13 protein-coding genes are annotated in these 15,337 nt (G+C 41.8%); 5 read left to right on the top strand and 8 right to left on the bottom strand.

Annotated elements, in window-relative coordinates; genetic code table 11:
- Positions 1 to 28: 28 nt before the first annotated feature.
- Positions 29 to 3,355: a LysM peptidoglycan-binding domain-containing protein gene (locus G0029_RS11080; protein WP_180107613.1), complete on the bottom strand. Its 3,327-nt coding sequence runs from the start codon at positions 3,353 to 3,355 to the stop codon at positions 29 to 31.
- A 206-nt stretch (positions 3,356 to 3,561) separates the two neighbouring features.
- On the opposite strand from G0029_RS11080, the gene dnaQ reads away from it, so the two are divergent.
- The 3 genes from dnaQ to nudC all read left to right on the top strand — a co-directional run bounded on the left by dnaQ (position 3,562) and on the right by nudC (position 7,513).
- Positions 3,562 to 4,965 (top strand): DNA polymerase III subunit epsilon, encoded by a 1,404-nt coding sequence (gene dnaQ, locus G0029_RS11085; RefSeq protein WP_180107612.1) that lies wholly within the window; start codon positions 3,562 to 3,564, stop codon positions 4,963 to 4,965.
- Between the two features lie 128 nt (positions 4,966 to 5,093).
- Positions 5,094 to 6,740: a chemotaxis protein gene (locus tag G0029_RS11090; protein ID WP_180102962.1), complete on the top strand. Its 1,647-nt coding sequence runs from the start codon at positions 5,094 to 5,096 to the stop codon at positions 6,738 to 6,740.
- Positions 6,740 to 7,513, top strand: a complete 774-nt coding sequence (gene nudC, locus G0029_RS11095; protein ID WP_180107611.1) for an NAD(+) diphosphatase — start codon at positions 6,740 to 6,742, stop codon at positions 7,511 to 7,513. The genes G0029_RS11090 and nudC overlap by 1 nt, the downstream gene beginning before the upstream one ends.
- An 83-nt stretch (positions 7,514 to 7,596) precedes the next feature.
- Here the strand turns inward: nudC and G0029_RS11100 are convergent, their stop codons facing one another.
- From G0029_RS11100 to G0029_RS11115, 4 genes are read right to left on the bottom strand one after another with little or no spacing between them, the layout of a single operon-like run.
- Entirely contained in the window at positions 7,597 to 8,469 is an 873-nt protein-coding gene (locus tag G0029_RS11100) for an alpha/beta hydrolase (RefSeq protein WP_180024161.1), read from the bottom strand.
- Between the two features lie 25 nt (positions 8,470 to 8,494).
- Positions 8,495 to 9,193, bottom strand: coding sequence for a BON domain-containing protein (locus G0029_RS11105; RefSeq protein ID WP_180109799.1), 699 nt, complete (start codon positions 9,191 to 9,193; stop codon positions 8,495 to 8,497).
- 60 nt (positions 9,194 to 9,253) lie between these two features.
- Positions 9,254 to 9,661: a YraN family protein gene (locus G0029_RS11110; protein WP_180107630.1), complete on the bottom strand. Its 408-nt coding sequence runs from the start codon at positions 9,659 to 9,661 to the stop codon at positions 9,254 to 9,256.
- Positions 9,662 to 9,707: 46 nt separating this feature from the next.
- Positions 9,708 to 10,652 carry a penicillin-binding protein activator gene (locus tag G0029_RS11115; RefSeq protein WP_180107609.1) on the bottom strand — a complete coding sequence of 315 codons (945 nt, stop codon included), beginning with the start codon at positions 10,650 to 10,652 and terminating at the stop codon, positions 9,708 to 9,710.
- A gap of 10 nt (positions 10,653 to 10,662) precedes the next feature.
- Here G0029_RS11115 and rsmI point away from each other — a divergent pair, with 10 nt between their 5' ends.
- Both rsmI and G0029_RS11125 read left to right on the top strand, forming a co-directional pair.
- Positions 10,663 to 11,505, top strand: a complete 843-nt coding sequence (rsmI, locus tag G0029_RS11120) for a 16S rRNA (cytidine(1402)-2'-O)-methyltransferase (protein WP_078189168.1) — start codon at positions 10,663 to 10,665, stop codon at positions 11,503 to 11,505.
- A gap of 104 nt (positions 11,506 to 11,609) precedes the next feature.
- Positions 11,610 to 12,032: a hypothetical protein gene (locus tag G0029_RS11125; protein ID WP_180107608.1), complete on the top strand. Its 423-nt coding sequence runs from the start codon at positions 11,610 to 11,612 to the stop codon at positions 12,030 to 12,032.
- Positions 12,033 to 12,166: 134 nt separating this feature from the next.
- On the opposite strand, the gene G0029_RS11130 is transcribed toward G0029_RS11125, so the two are convergent.
- From G0029_RS11130 to G0029_RS11140, 3 genes are all read right to left on the bottom strand, one after another.
- The gene (locus G0029_RS11130) at positions 12,167 to 12,415 is read right to left on the bottom strand and encodes a hypothetical protein (protein WP_078189169.1); all 249 of its coding nucleotides are present in this window, start codon (positions 12,413 to 12,415) and stop codon (positions 12,167 to 12,169) included.
- Between the two features lie 174 nt (positions 12,416 to 12,589).
- The gene (locus G0029_RS11135; protein WP_180107607.1) at positions 12,590 to 13,834 is read right to left on the bottom strand and encodes an FAD-dependent monooxygenase; all 1,245 of its coding nucleotides are present in this window, start codon (positions 13,832 to 13,834) and stop codon (positions 12,590 to 12,592) included.
- On the bottom strand, positions 13,831 to 15,039 hold the full coding sequence (locus G0029_RS11140; protein WP_180107606.1) for an FAD-dependent monooxygenase: 1,209 nt from the start codon (positions 15,037 to 15,039) through the stop codon (positions 13,831 to 13,833). The genes G0029_RS11135 and G0029_RS11140 overlap by 4 nt, the downstream gene beginning before the upstream one ends.
- Between the last annotated feature and the right edge of the window lie 298 nt (positions 15,040 to 15,337).

Raw genomic sequence — 15,337 nt, forward strand, 5'->3', positions numbered from 1 at the left:
ATCACTGACAACTCCCTATAGTCGTTGCTTAATTCGGTACTTTAATCACTTCACCAATACGTAACTGAGCAGACGGTTGCATATCATTCATTTCAGCGAGTTTTGATGTGTCTAGTCCATAGCGACTTGCCAAACCAATCAGCGTATCGCCGCGTTTAATACGGTATTCACTAATAGTTTTAGGGACTTGTAAATTTTGACCGACACGCAGTCCTGCACGCGGGTTCAAGTTATTTAATTCAGCCAATGCTGCCACAGTTAAACCTGTCCGACTAGCAATCGAATTTAAAGACTCGCCTGATTTCACAGTATAGCTTTCAGTATTTGCTGGTTTCACATTGCTCGTAGAGGATTTAGCTTCCTTTTTTTTGGTTTCAGTTGCTTTACTAGCTACATCAGCAGGTAGTTCACCATCTACTTTTAAACGCTGCCCTACACGAATCGCACTATTGGTATTTAGGCCATTTAATTCAGCTAAATAACGTAATTGAAGATGATATTTCTTCGCAATCACACCCAATGTTTCACCTGATTTCACCACATGAATATCGGTCGCATCAACGGAATTCGTTCGTGTATTGGTTTTGCTTTCAATTTTGGTCGCCTCAGCTTTGGTTTCTACTTTAACCGGTGCGACATCACCTGTTAATTTTAATTTCTGCCCAACGCGTAGACCAGAACTACGCTCTATACCATTTAAATTTGCGACATAGTCCATGCCTAAATCATAGCGACTAGCAATGCCCGTCAGTGTATCGCCAGACTGCACCACATATGTATCCGGAACAGTTGAACTTGCAGGAACTTTAATGCTTTGCCCAGCCATCAGCCCACTATTTACCGACATATCATTTAGACTCGCCAATTCTGACAAACTGATCTTTGACTGCGTCGCAATGCTGTAAAGCGTATCACCACGCTGCACTTTATAGCTTTCAACTTTATACGCAGGATCAACTTTGACATTTTCAATGCGATTCACGACTTTGCTTTCGAGCTTCTCAACTTCTGCTACAGCTTGTAATGGCACATTAATTTTTTGCCCCACCATCAAGCTACTGCCAGCCGTTAAGCCAGTTGTTAAATCTGCCAACTCTTGATTTGACAGCGCATAACGATCTGCAATGAGTTTTAGATATTCACCACGTTTTACCGTGTAGGATTTGGTTTGAACTTTTGCAGGTTTTTCGACAACTTGAGCGGCTTTCTTATCAGCTTCCAATTTTGCTTTCGATGCAGGCGTTTCTTTTAGGGATAATTTCTGTCCAACATATAAACCACTCGTGGTGGTTAAACCATTGTAGTCGGCGAGTTGCTTCGTACTTAAACCAAATTGGCTCGCAACAGCTGTAAGACTGTCATTTGCTTTCACCACATAGCTATCTGCGATAGGCTTAGCTTTCGATTCTTCATTATTTTGCACAATCGGTTTCGCATCATATAAATAGATGGTCGTACCGACATACAAGGTCGAATCTGGCGAAATTTGGTTCCAAGCTGCAATATCACGCCAATTCACGCCATTTTTCATCGCGATCAACGCTAATGTGTCGCCCGCCAAAACTGTATAAGTACTGCGTTTACCTTTAGGTGGTACAACTACAATTTCAGAATCTGTACGAATGACATTTTTACCTTGGTTGCGTTTGGCTTCTTCGGAATCTGCACCTGTATTTTCAGCCACGCTTTTCGGGTAAGAGAACCCTTTCGTCAGTTCTTTACCTTGTTGGTCTGCAATTGACTGACTGGTCTGAATCGCAGTCAACTTAATCTTGCCATCATAAGGATCGACAATTTCAGTGCCTTTCGGCGCAATAGCTTTAATTTCCTGAACGACTTCTTCTTGTTCTGCTTTAGTCGCTACTGGTTTTAATACCTCATCGACTGTTTTGGTCTCACCTTCGGCTTTAATAGCCGCCATGATTTGCTCACGCTCATTTGCGCTGAGTGGTGGCTCGACAGACACGGCTTTCACAGGCGTCGAAGGTGTTACAGCGACTGGTATACGCGGCGCACTTGGAATATCACTATTCGATGCAAAAGCAGCCAAAGCAGATGATCCTATTGGCGTTTTGCCTTTCGTTCCTGATGGAACACTCGGCGTTACCGTTGCAGCGACTACAGGTGGTTTGGCAGAAGCTGTCACTGTCGGCTGTGTTTTAAGCGTAGGTGGCGTCACTTTAGCGGGCTGAATAGTTTTACTATTTAATTCCGGCGGAGTAACACGTGACGGTGTTATTTCAACATTATTTTTTGGTAAGTTATAAGTTGAATTACTTGCCCAATAACCTGATGAACCACCTGATTGTAATTTTTTCAAACGTGCATCAACTGATGGACTCACATCCGCAGGAATTAAAATCCGCATTGGGCTGCTGCTATCAATCACATCGCCACGATGACCAGGGTTTAGTGCATAGAGTTCTGCACGGCTTAAACCGGTAATAGATGCAATTTCATTTAAATTTGCAGGCCCTACAGCTACTTCACGAAAGTGTGGACGGTTGGCAATTGGTGGCAAACTTACGCCATAGGCACTTGGATTTTTAATAATTTGAGCAACAGCCAAGAAACGTGGGACATAGTTCATGGTTTCTTGGGGCAGTTTTAGCGACCAATAATCCGTTGGCAAACCTGCCGCACGGTTACGGTTAATCGCCTGTTGAATGCGGCCCGGCCCTGCATTATATGCAGCCAAAGCCAATTCCCACGAACCGAACTGGTTATGTAAGGCGCCTAAAAACTCATAAGCTGCACGCGTTGATTCCACTACGTCACGACGGCCATCATACATTGAAGTTTGTTTTAAGCCGTAAATACGTCCAGTACTTGGAATAAATTGCCATAAGCCTGCTGCGGCTGCACTTGAGGTTGCTGCTGGGTCATAAGAACTTTCAATCACTGGTAATAACGCCAACTCAGTCGGCAAACCACGACGTTCTGCTTCTTTAACCGTGTGATATAAATAACGGGACGCACGCGCACTTAAACGATCAATATATGGTTGACGTGAAATAAACCAACCACGTTGCGCTTCAATTCGCGTATCCCAGTGGTTCAAATCCATTTTGAAACCCACAGTCATACGCTTCCAGACATCACCATGCTTCAGCACTAAAAGGCGATCGCCTTCTACGGCACGCATGTCTGTTGCAGAAAGTAAATCTTCGAGTGAATCTAAACTATTGGCATCGAGAAAGTTTGAGCCAACTTGTTTACTTGCTGAGTTCTGCTTAGTCGTTTGCGATGAAGAACAGCCCGTCAGACCAAGAGCTGCGAGCGCAGAACCCAAGACTGTAAATTTAAAAATTTGTGGTAACGTAGGCTGCCAGACAGTCGCAGTTGATTTATACATAAAAAAATCCAGACAACTCATATAAAATTTATTTTTTAGATATGCCATTGTAGTGAAGCAGAACACAGACACAAGGCGTTAATTTAACGCTATTTCAGTATAAATGTTACAAGAAATTAAAAAAATCGCCAGAAATGGATTTCTCTCTGTCATTTGCGTTATACAATATACGGTTCTGAATGCTCGTTTTTCTCCGGATTTGATTTATGTCTCAAACAATCACGCTTTATGTTGATGGTGCATGTAAAGGCAACCCTGGCTTAGGGGGTTGGGGGGCCTATATCATCCGTGAAACTGGAGAAGAAAAACTCTGCGGCGGCGAAGCTGAAACCACCAATAACCGTATGGAATTGACTGCTGCTATTGAAGGCATTCAACATTGTCCGTCCGATGCAAAACTGATCATTTGGACAGACTCCAACTATGTCAAACAAGGCATAACCGAGTGGATTCATGGTTGGAAAAAGAAAAACTGGAAAGATGTTAAAAATCCAGATTTGTGGAAATTACTGGATGCAACTTGTCAGGGTCGGGAAATTGAATGGAACTGGATTAAAGGGCATGCAGGCCATCCGGGAAATGAAATGGCTGATCAATTGGCCAATCTAGGCGCTGAAAAAACCCTCGAACACATCAAACAAGCGGCATCATCTACAGCTGAAGCACCTAAAAAAAAAGCTGAACCTGACTGGCTATTAAATGATCCATTTGGACTTGAATTTGCTGATAGCGAGGATGAAGCAGAAGAAATCTCAGCCGAGTCAGCTATTGACGCAGAGCAGATTGATGACATTGCGATAGAACAACAAGCAACAGACACTGCTTCAGCGTTGAATGAAGCTGCCCCTATACAGTCTAAGCAAGCTGCTGAAATCCATCCAATGATTGTCATTACACCAGCAACTGTCGATGTATCTGGCCCACGACAATTAATTTTGGATACGGAAACCACAGGTTTCTATTTCCAAGATGGCGACCGTATTATTGAAGTCGGTGCAGTGGAAATGATTAACCGCAAACTGACCGGTAGCTCAATTCATATTTATATCAACCCGCAAAAACCTGTCGGTGAATCTGAAAATATTCACGGAATCAGTGATGACTTTCTAAAAGACAAACCACTGTATGCTGAAATTGCTGATGTCTTATTTGACTATCTAAAAGGCGCAGAAATCATTGCGCATAACGCAACCTTCGATATGAACTTCCTTGATATGGAGTTCAAACGTGCCGGTTTTGTGGCCTTATCTGAAGTTTGCGAAGTCACCGATACCTTGGCTATGGCCAAAGCCAAGCATCCAGGCCAGAAAAACTCACTCGATGCATTAGTGCGTCGTTACGAAATTCCACAACGTGACCGTACCTTCCATGGTGCCTTACTCGATGCGGAAATCCTGTCTGACGTATACCTAGCCATGACGGGCGGTCAGGTATCCTTTGATATCGATGCCCTGACCCACTCGCAAAATGAAGATGGTTCGCAAACCCGCGCCGCTGTTGAAATTGAATTACCCGTGATTTTACCTTCAGCAGATGAACTTGAAGCCCATGAGACATGGGTCAAACAATTTGAAGAAAAACATGGTACACCTTGCCTTTTTGCGAAATAAAATCTAAATTTCGTGTTACTTTTTGTATATAAACAATTATTACATACGCTATAGTAAAACCATAAACATGGACCGCCTTAAGGGGCGGTTAATAAACAAGATAAAACATCTAGGAAAGGTGCAGATACATGTCTTACCAAACCTCTATCCATTTTGATCCAACGGCTTTGCTGATAATAAAAAATGAGGTTGATAACTCAATCAAGTTAGTCGAATCAGCAGTCAGCACCTTAGTTGAAGATCAAACTTTACCTTTCGGGATTGATGATGCACTGATTCAATTTGAACAATGTGCTCAAGTACTAGCTTTAGTTGATATGCCAAGTTTGGCAAAAATCGCTCAATATTCAGCAGAGTTAATGCGCAAGATCATGGGGAATCCTGCGCAAATTAACACTCAAGAGGTCATCGCACTGAGCGAAGGCACGACCATGCTGAAACGCTATATTGAATTTATCTGCCTACGTGAAGTTAAAATTCCACAGTTCCTGCTGGACAGTCTTAATCGTCTAGAACTGTCTTTGGGTAAACCTCTAACGTCGGAAGGCCAACACATTGAGTCCCTACTCGATTGTATTACTCCTGACTTTGACCTACCTCAAGCTCCTGCACTTGAAAAATCAAAATACGTTCACCGTCTGTATAAGTTGGCGTTGAATAAATTGATTAAACAAGAAGAAACTGAGCTGGATCTGCAAGCGATTAAATTGGTCGGTGCGTATTTAGCAGGTCTTTCAGACAAACATCCAAGCAAACAATATTGGAACTTGGTTTTTGTTGCGTTTAATCAAATTGATCAAATCTTAATTACCGATGCTCGCTTACGTACCTTGGTGAGCATTGAGCGCAATATGGCTCAATATTTTGCAGGAACTGAGCGCTTTAAAGCATCCATTTCTGATTTAGCCAATGTCTTAAGTCTAAACATTAGCCAAGAAGATGACATTTCTCATCATATTCGTGGCAAATTAAATATCGGTGAAGACCTTCTTACCGACACCCAATTGCAAGTTTTCAGTCGTCATTTATATGGTCCTGACTTCGACACCATGCATACCATTGGTGAATTGGTTACGACTGAAATGACGCAAATTCGTAATGATATTGAATTTAACTATCAAAATATGACGCCTGAAAAAACCCAAGAACTTCAAGCGAAATTAAACGAATTGGCAAATATTTTCAAAGTCTTGAACTTAAATGAAGCGTATAACGACCTGTCGCGTCAAGCTGCGTCATTAGGTAATGCTGAGATTTTACAAGATGAAAGCTTTGCCCAGCAGTTGATGAACAATATCTTGTCTGCCATGAACTCGATTGGTGTGCTTGAGCGTCATCACACTTCTAGCCGCTTACAACTTCGTGTGAATAATATGAATATTTCACTCGACCGTTTAGATGAAGCACACGCTGCTCTGTTAAATGAGACCAAGGTTTTAATTGATGCTGCTAGCCAATCTTTGGTTCAGTATTTACAAAACCAAGATTTGACACAACTTGAAGCGACTGCAACTCAATTCCGTGAAATTGGTGGTGCAATGTTGTTCCTCAATGCAGATGCAGCTCAAAATGCGCTGAATTCAACAGCTCAATTCATTTTGAAACGAGTTGAATCTTCAATAGCGATTGAAGCAAACGAAGTGAATCAAGCATTAGATTCATTGGCAAGCGCAGATATGTTGATTGACAATTTAAAGAACAAACAACCTGTTTTACAGGGCATGTTTAAGGTAGCATTGGACAGTAGCGAAAAACTGAAATCAGCAGCAGCCTAATGTCTAAATTATCACTTGCGTATATCTTCAAACAACAGCAATTGCTGGTCGATGAAAACTTTCAACTTCCCGAAGTTGAGCAACTCGCAAGTGATTTAAATATTGGCACGGGTGATCAAGTGATTGCCCGTGATCTACTTGAAAATGAGCCAATTCCTGATGGCTTACAACTCATTCCTATTCGCCAGCTTCTACAACTTTGGAATGTTCAGCAATTTGAACAAGCCAGCCGTGCTATTCAACTCTTAGAATGGCGCCGTAATCATAAATTTTGTAGCCACTGCGGTACTGCAACTCAAGTCCACGCCACAGAATATGCTATGGTTTGTCCCGCTTGCGGATATCACCAATACCCTCGTGTCAATCCTTGTGTCATTACCGTCATTACCCGTGGTGAAGATGAAATTTTATTGGCAAAAAATGCAAAAAATGTCCGTGCCATGTATGGATTGATCGCAGGTTTTGTTGAAGTGGGTGAAACTCTAGAAGAAGCAGTTCGTCGTGAAACTGAAGAAGAAGTTGGGCTGAAGGTCAAAAATATTCAATATTTGGCAAGCCAACCTTGGCCCTTCCCAAGTAATTTAATGATCGCCTTTAAAGCAGAATATGCTTCAGGTGAGCTTCAATTACAAGAAGAAGAAATAAGTGATGCGGCTTTCTTTAAATTTGATGCATTACCTGAAATTCCGTTCAAAGGAAGTATCGCCCATTCGATGATTATGCATGTCATCCATGGTTCTGCGGTTGCAGATGATACCCAAGCATGGTTGTAAACAGCTATTTTTAATAAAAAAGCAGTAAATAAAAAACCGCCATACTTGGCGGTTTTTTATTCTCAATCATTTAACCACAGACATTAAGGTGGACTAATTTCATCGAGTACACGCATGATTTCAGCTTTGGTTTTAAAGAAGCGACTAAATAAACTCGAAACTGAACCAATCATCGTGATGTGCCCAACGCGTGGAATTTGAATCAACTGACTGTGGTTGCCTGAGGCTTTTAATCGACGATCAAAATCTTCACTATTGCTATGGCCAACGATATTGTCTTTATCCGCAGTGAATAGATAATGCTTCACTTGATTGTGCTCAACAAAATAATATGGCATCACTTGTTGATACGGTACATTTTGATCAAAGGCATCTGCACAAATCGGATCACCTTTATAATCAAAATGATATGGCCCTGCCAATCCCACGATTGCACGAATATTCTCTTTCACTTGTAGCTGATAAGGCGTCGGATGATACAGTGCAGACATGACATTAAATGCCCCTGCCGAATGTCCCATTAACACCACATTTTCCACTTCAATCTGCAACTTATGCTGAGACTGCGTCAAATAGTTTAATGCAAGGCTAAGATCATCAATTGAAGCCGGAAAAATATATTCAGGTGCGAGATGGTAATTGATGACAGCAACATCGAAGCCTTCTTTTGCAAAAGCCTCACCAATGAATCCATAGTCCTTTTTGTCACCATGCATCCACGCTCCACCATGTACAAAAACGATGAGTGGACGTTGCTGACGAGGTGCTGACGTGCGATACAAATCTAGGCGATGGCGCGCTTTTAGACCATAAGGGATATTGTTTTGAACATGATATCCTTGTTTGGGTGTCAGTCGATTTAATGCATAACTGCCAAAATCATATAACCGAAAATTTCGGTATAAAGATTTAGCCAAATCCATTTTTTGCTGAAGCCGCAGAGACCATTGATTCATATTTTACAGCATCATTTCCGACATTTTATTGAGCATTTGGATCGACAACATCCGGATCTATCGCTACAGGCGTTTGTACTTCAGGTTGCACATTGCCTACAGCAGGTGTGGTGTAACTTGAGTTAATTGAACGTGCCTGTGGATTTGGGTTCTGATCAATATTATCGATTAAAGTGACAATTCGCGTTACATTACCCACTTGTTGCAAGATTTGATTTAAGTCTGTGATTTCCGCACTGTTTAAACGGCCCATCACATAAAGAACAGCATCTTCAGTATGAATGTGTACTTTGCTGTCAGATACCACAGGCGCTTTCATAATCAAACCACGGGTATTCGCAGTGACCGCAGTATCTTGCATGATGGTGCTATAGCTGATCTGATTACCCACTGTAATATAGTTATGTACAGTTTTGACATCACTCATTGAACGGACATTTTCTTCTGCCAATTCTTTCAAATGATTATCTGGCACTTGCCCAGTCAATAAGACATTGCCATGAAAACTTTCAATATTGACACGTGACTGTTTAAAACGAGTATCTAATTTATATAAGTTAATTTTTGCTGTTCGAACAATGGAAGAGTCAATAAAAACTTGTCCCAATGAGCGTGCGCCGCTTTCAGTTCCTACAGGTGCTGATCCTGTTCCATTCGAAATAAAACTCGCACAGCCAGATAAACTTGCGACACAAAGCACCGTTATTGCAATACGCTTAACCACTCAGCACGACTCCTCAAATTTCCACACGTATTTTTCTATGCGTTTACACAGTTTGTTTTATCAGAGATTAATCAACTCTTGATCAAAAGTAAAAGCATTTTCAATCCATTGCTGATGATACGGGTATTTAGAAAAGTCTTGCTGTAGTGTTTTTGCAAAGTGTTGATAAAAATCAAAACAAATTGCATCAAAGCGACAATAATAATTTTGAAAATGTGACTGTTCATTTAAAAAATGCAACGCAGTCTTCATCATCTTACGTTGTTTGTGAATAGAGATACTTTCGATGGCTTGGGCATAGCGGGTATTCGAACGGGCTTTAACTTCAATAAACACCAATTCTTGACCACGTGCAACGATCAAATCAATTTCACCATAACGACTATGATAATTCTGTTGCACCTGTATATAGCCTTGCTGCTCAACCAAACGCAGCGCTTGCCGTTCTGCCCACTGCCCCAGATTCATCTGTCCCAAATTCATCTGCTCTAAGTTTAGCTGCATCGTTTCATCCCTAAAGTGAGATCGCTACGATGCCTTTTTTACTTCGCTCATAGCAGTGAGGAACACGCTGAATATTGTTTTGACTAATTTTGATTAGTCCTGTTCGCCCCTGAAATTCAATGCTTTTTAATTTCGGTTCTTGCAAATATTGTTTTGCAATATGCCATGTGTCCCCACCAAAAGCTAAAAGACGTTGATATGGCATATCTACTGGATTTTCCTCATAAGCTCGGATCAGGTCAGGCCAACGCGCGTCATGCAATGCAGGTGCATCACAAAATTTCAGCCCTACAGGAATGGGCTTAGTGGCTTCAATCGCATTGGCGACGCTATATAGTTTTGCTTTAGGTAGTTTTTTTTGACTGTTTAACCATTCATTATTGCCTAGCAACAGCACCCCTTGATTTTTGTCCAGCTTCGTTGGGAGTTGTTCAACCACTTGTATCGGCACTGAACTTTGACTAATTAAGGACATGAGTAGTAATTCATGCTCTGCCTCTGTTGCGGGCTGACGTAACACTAACACTTGCGCTAATTTGTCTTTTTCGAAGACTTTTTGGAGTGCTAGGGCATCATCCCGTTTCGATAGACTGTACTGCCAGACGTTTGGAATTTGGCTTGTCGTTTCATTCAAAGCCAACACACGGACTTTCGGCTTGGCTTTAACTAGTGCTTCTACATCTTGACGTGCTAAAGGACCAATCACCAATTGAGTTTTTTTATTGACCTGTTGCTTCAATATCGTTGCAATTTGCTTTTGATTTGAATCTACAAACTTAATGGGCACTTTGTAGTCTGACGATTGATATGCGCTATTGAAACCTTGCTTAATACTGGATGCGGCTCGCGCCATAGGGCCAGATTCAGGTAGAATGACCAAGACGTCTGCCTGTGCAGCAGTAAACAGACTGCTTAAAAGGCAAAGACCCAAAATTTTGTTCTTATTATCCAACATGGAGAAACCTATGAGTGCTCAGTTATTTGTTGTTGCAACTCCAATCGGGCACTTAGATGATATTAGTTATCGTGCAATTGAGGTATTGAAGTCGGTTAAAATTATTGCCGCCGAGGATACACGAACTTCCGCACAATTACTTAAACATTTTAGTATCAATACGCCTTTAACCGCCTGCCACGACCATAACGAAAGCAACAAAATAGACCAGCTGATTGAACGCCTCGAAAAGGGTGAAAATATGGCGCTGATTAGTGATGCAGGCACGCCATTGATCAGTGACCCCGGCTTTAAATTGGTTCGTGCTGCACAAGAAAAAAATATTCGTGTCATTCCTGTGCCGGGTGCCTGTGCTGCCATTGCAGCTCTCAGTGCTGTCGGTCTGCCCAGTGACCGTTTTAGTTTCGAAGGCTTTTTACCTTCTAAACAGTCACAACGTCTTTTAGCACTGGAAAAATTGAAAGACGAAACTCAAACCATGATTATTTATGAAGCGCCGCACCGTATTGTGGACTGCCTAAAAGATATGTCGAATGTCTTTGGTGCCGATCGTCCTGTGGGCTTTGCACGTGAAATTACCAAAACATTTGAAACCATTAAAAAAATGTCTTTGGGTGAATTGGTTCATTTTGTCGAATCTGATCACAATCAGCAAAAAGGCGAAATCGTTTTGGTAATTGGTGGTGCGACCGAAGAAAAAGACCTAGAGCAAGAAAAGTTAGACAAATTGCTGACACGTTTACTTCAAGATTTGTCCGTGAAAGCTGCCTCTCAGTTGGCTGCAGATTTAACTGGGATTAAAAAGAAAGTGGCCTATCAACGTGCTTTAGAATTAACCCAAGCGAACGATTAAGCTTAATTTTTTTTATTTTTAATTTGAACCGCTTATGGGATCTTCGGGTTCCATAAGCTATTCCTTACAATAATTTAAATAGAATGAAAAAAGTTGTTTATTACATGTCCATAAATCTGTCTGTCAAAAAACCGCTGGTGTTCATTCTCTTTAATCTGGTTTGGCTCACGGCCCTTGCATATATTATTTATACTGGCATTCAACCCTATCCGCACTATATTAGTGGCGAGCAAATGACGGCCGATCATAGCGTGATTGCGATGGTCTGTGGATATTGTTCCCTCTATTTTGTAGTCGGTAATTTACTGAAACTGAGCCAATTTTGGGATAGGCATCGCTATTGGGCTTATGTCGTTTTGAGTGCGGTATTACTTTTTCAATCTTTTGTCGCTGCTGTGGCGGCCATGCATGCACCGCCGTATATTGCTGCATTTATTATTAATTGTATGTTTTTTCTTTTACTGCATTTTGTGTTCTATCCTATTTTCGCGATCAGTCGTAAATATATGAAGCCAAAGACGGCTTGAAGCGACTTCACATCTTATTAACGACTTAACTTCTTGAGCAAACATGCTACAGAGTTAAAAAATGAATGACGTTCATCATCGTACAAGCGAATGAAGCAAAAAAAAACACCACATGACGTGGTGTTTTTTCACTTTTAATCTTTTGCCGATTCGTCTGGAGGGACTTCGGTAATACGACCACCACGCGCTAAGAACGCCGCAACTTCATCTTCAAGCGCCTGACGTTGTTTTAGTTTTGCAGTCACTGTTAATGTTTCAGCTTCAGAGGTGTCACCATCAGAGGCAGAATCAGCTGCGTCACCTGCACCTTTTTCAGCTGCTTGTGCTTCATCTTCATCAACTACTGAATCTTCTGGATCATCATAATCGTTCATATCAGTCATTGTGTTCTCCCCGCGAATGACTTCTGTTTGCCAGCGAATGGCTGGTTTTAAATTAACAGAAATTTAGCAATCTCTGAGCATTTCGACTAGTACCCACAATCAAAAAATCGTATCTTTTTTAATCAAAATCGTAACCTTGTTTATACGACTGTCTAAAAAATATCTGACTTTGACCTAAGCTGCGTAGATTGTATCTTTTAAAATACTCAGACCATTGGCTTGAGCCATAAACGCATCTTTTAGAACAGTCTGATTTTCCACTTGTTTTAAACCAAAGTTTCGCGCCCACACCACAGGTGAAAAAGTGGTGGTTTCTAACCAACCAATCGCGGACATACTATGCATCATGGCATCGTTTTGCCCTTTACGGCGGTGCTCATAGCGCTTCAAACTTTGTTCATGTGCCCACACACCTCGTTTTTTATCGGTCAAAAGCACATCGCAAAGCACCGCTGCATCTAAACAGCCAATATTCACGCCTTGTCCTGCAAGCGGATGAATCACATGAGCCGCATCACCAATCAACGCTAGACCATCATGGACATATTGCTGCGCAGCTCGTGCCTTCAATGGAAATTTAGCACGTGGCGTTGCTTCTAAGACTTCACCGAGCATGTGATGACTTTCTCGAGTGAGCAACGCAGTAAATTCCACATCGGATAAAGCCACATATTCATCGGCATAATCATCTGGTAAGGTCCACACAATCGATTGCCAATAACCGCTTTCTTCTTTTTTTAGACTCGCCATCGGCAAAAATGCCAAAGGCCCAGTTTCTAAGAAAATTTGACGCGCTACATGCTGATGCGGTTGGGCGGTTTTAATTGCACAGCTCACACCGGCTTGTTTATAGTCCAGCACATCTAGATCGATGAAAGCTTGCTCACGGACAAATGAGTTTGCACCATCTGCACCTATCACCAGTTTTGTTTTGAGCTGTGTACCATCTGCGAGGTGGATGATCCACACACCAACGCCGCGCTCAACTCGACTGACCTTAACTTGGGTTCGGTAGTCTTCAAGCTGTTCTAGCATTTTTTCTTGAATGGCTAAATTCAATACACTTGGTTCAACCATTGAACCTAAAGCTTGCTCAACTGATGGTGTTTGATCTGCCACATGACCAAAATTGATTTCTCCATAGCCATTTTTATTCCACACCTGCATACCAGTATAAGGCTGCTGACGGGCAAGCTTTTCCCAAACGCCCACAGTCTTGAGTAAATGAATGGTGGCTTGACTGAGCGCCAAAACTCGAGGATTCACAACACTTTTGGTTTTTTCTGCATCCAAAATAGGTGCCGCATCCAATACCGTAGCCTGCACACCGCCTTGCGCCAACAGCAATGCCGTTAAGCCACCGACCAAGCCACCGCCGACAATCACTGCATCCAGTACATTTGTTTGATTTAAACTCATGCTTTTAGCCCCATTGCATAATTCGCGACTAAAGGCTTAATCCCCGGAATGGTGTCAAAGGCAACTAATCCAGTATTGCGAATCAATTTTAAAAATGGGTTCTGGTTGCTAAAACCACGAACAACTGAATCACAGAATTTAATCACCCGCTGCTGATCGGTCAGGCGCGATTTTTCATAATCAAGCAACATAGCTGCATCACCCAGATCTGCATTTTTTTCAACTTGCTCTTTTAAATAACGGCGTAGTACATAGGCATCGCGCATACATAAGTTAAAGCCCTGACCAGCAACTGGGTGAATGGTATGGGCAGCATTTCCCATGAGCACTACACGACCTACAGCTTGTTTCTCTGCAAGTACTTGCGACAATGGGAAGCTGAAACGTTTACCAGTTTTTTGGAATTTACCTGCACGGTCGCCATAGGTTTCTTGTAAAGCATCTAAGAAGTGCTGATCATTTTCATCACCCATCCACTCGCCTTCAGTTCCTTTAGGAACAGGCCAAACCACTGAGCGACGGTATTCACCTGGAAGTGGTAGCAGCGCTAGCGGACCAAGCGGACTAAAACGCTCGAAACCGACATGACCATGCGGTTTAGAGGTTTGTACTGTAGTGACAATCGCCACTTGGTCATAATCATGCACCGATGCGCCAATACCTAAGGCTTTACGGCAGAATGAATCACGGCCATCGGCGGCAATCACAATTTTAGATTGTAGTTTGAGCTGTTCTTCAGCACGCTGTGCTTCGATAAAAGCATGATTAGCATCTTGATTCAGAGCGGTCACTTGCACGCCATCAATCAATTCAATCAGGGATTCTTTTTTTACTTCTGCGAGCAACACACGACCTAACCATGCATTTTCAATCACCTGCCCAAAGCTTTCGACTTTTTCTTGTTCTGCTTTGAGTCTTGCCTTACCAAAACTGCCTTGCTCTGTAATATTCACTTCTAAAATAGGTGTGGCGTGTTCCTGCAAAGCATCCCAGAGGCCTAGTTCTTGATAAATTTGCACCGTACGGCGTGACAAGGCGCTGTTTCGTGCATCAAAACTCAAGTGATAAGGCTCAAGGTTTGCATCATCATAATTGGGGTATTTAATGGCTTCTAAAAGTTTTACGCCAATTTTGGCTTTGGCCAACATGAGTGCCAGACTTAAACCGACCATACCACCACCAACTATGATGACTTCTTGCTGCATGCTTGTTTCCTTTTTTATGTTGTATTCGAATTTAGGACATTCACTCGAAATACATATAATCTGTAATGAATTTTATCTTACATCAAGGGCATGATTTTTTATAATGAAATACAAATTAGTTGCAGGTATTTGCACTGATTAAATACAAAATTAATCATCTCTTACCGTAAATATTGATCTTTAAAAAAGAGAAAATCACAATAAAAATGGCTGAGTCCATCAGTATGAGCCATCATTTGCGTAAATCAGCGTCATTTGAACATGTCATGTTTTGATGCATTCAAAAGGACGATATCAA

The sequence above is a fragment of the Acinetobacter sp. YH12138 genome, from assembly GCF_015218525.1.
Taxonomy (GTDB): Bacteria; Pseudomonadota; Gammaproteobacteria; order Pseudomonadales; family Moraxellaceae; genus Acinetobacter; species Acinetobacter amyesii.

Coding starts and splice junctions, on each gene's coding strand:
- G0029_RS11110 (WP_180107630.1), bottom strand. CDS start 9,661: ATGAATCTGGGGCAGTGGGCAGAACGGCAAGCGCTGCGTTTGGTTGAG.
- G0029_RS11140 (WP_180107606.1), bottom strand. CDS start 15,039: ATGCAGCAAGAAGTCATCATAGTTGGTGGTGGTATGGTCGGTTTAAGT.
- rsmI (WP_078189168.1), top strand. CDS start 10,663: ATGAGTGCTCAGTTATTTGTTGTTGCAACTCCAATCGGGCACTTAGAT.
- G0029_RS11115 (WP_180107609.1), bottom strand. CDS start 10,652: ATGTTGGATAATAAGAACAAAATTTTGGGTCTTTGCCTTTTAAGCAGT.
- G0029_RS11125 (WP_180107608.1), top strand. CDS start 11,610: ATGTCCATAAATCTGTCTGTCAAAAAACCGCTGGTGTTCATTCTCTTT.
- G0029_RS11130 (WP_078189169.1), bottom strand. CDS start 12,415: ATGACTGATATGAACGATTATGATGATCCAGAAGATTCAGTAGTTGAT.
- G0029_RS11135 (WP_180107607.1), bottom strand. CDS start 13,834: ATGAGTTTAAATCAAACAAATGTACTGGATGCAGTGATTGTCGGCGGT.
- nudC (WP_180107611.1), top strand. CDS start 6,740: ATGTCTAAATTATCACTTGCGTATATCTTCAAACAACAGCAATTGCTG.
- dnaQ (WP_180107612.1), top strand. CDS start 3,562: ATGTCTCAAACAATCACGCTTTATGTTGATGGTGCATGTAAAGGCAAC.
- G0029_RS11100 (WP_180024161.1), bottom strand. CDS start 8,469: ATGAATCAATGGTCTCTGCGGCTTCAGCAAAAAATGGATTTGGCTAAA.
- G0029_RS11080 (WP_180107613.1), bottom strand. CDS start 3,355: ATGTATAAATCAACTGCGACTGTCTGGCAGCCTACGTTACCACAAATT.
- G0029_RS11090 (WP_180102962.1), top strand. CDS start 5,094: ATGTCTTACCAAACCTCTATCCATTTTGATCCAACGGCTTTGCTGATA.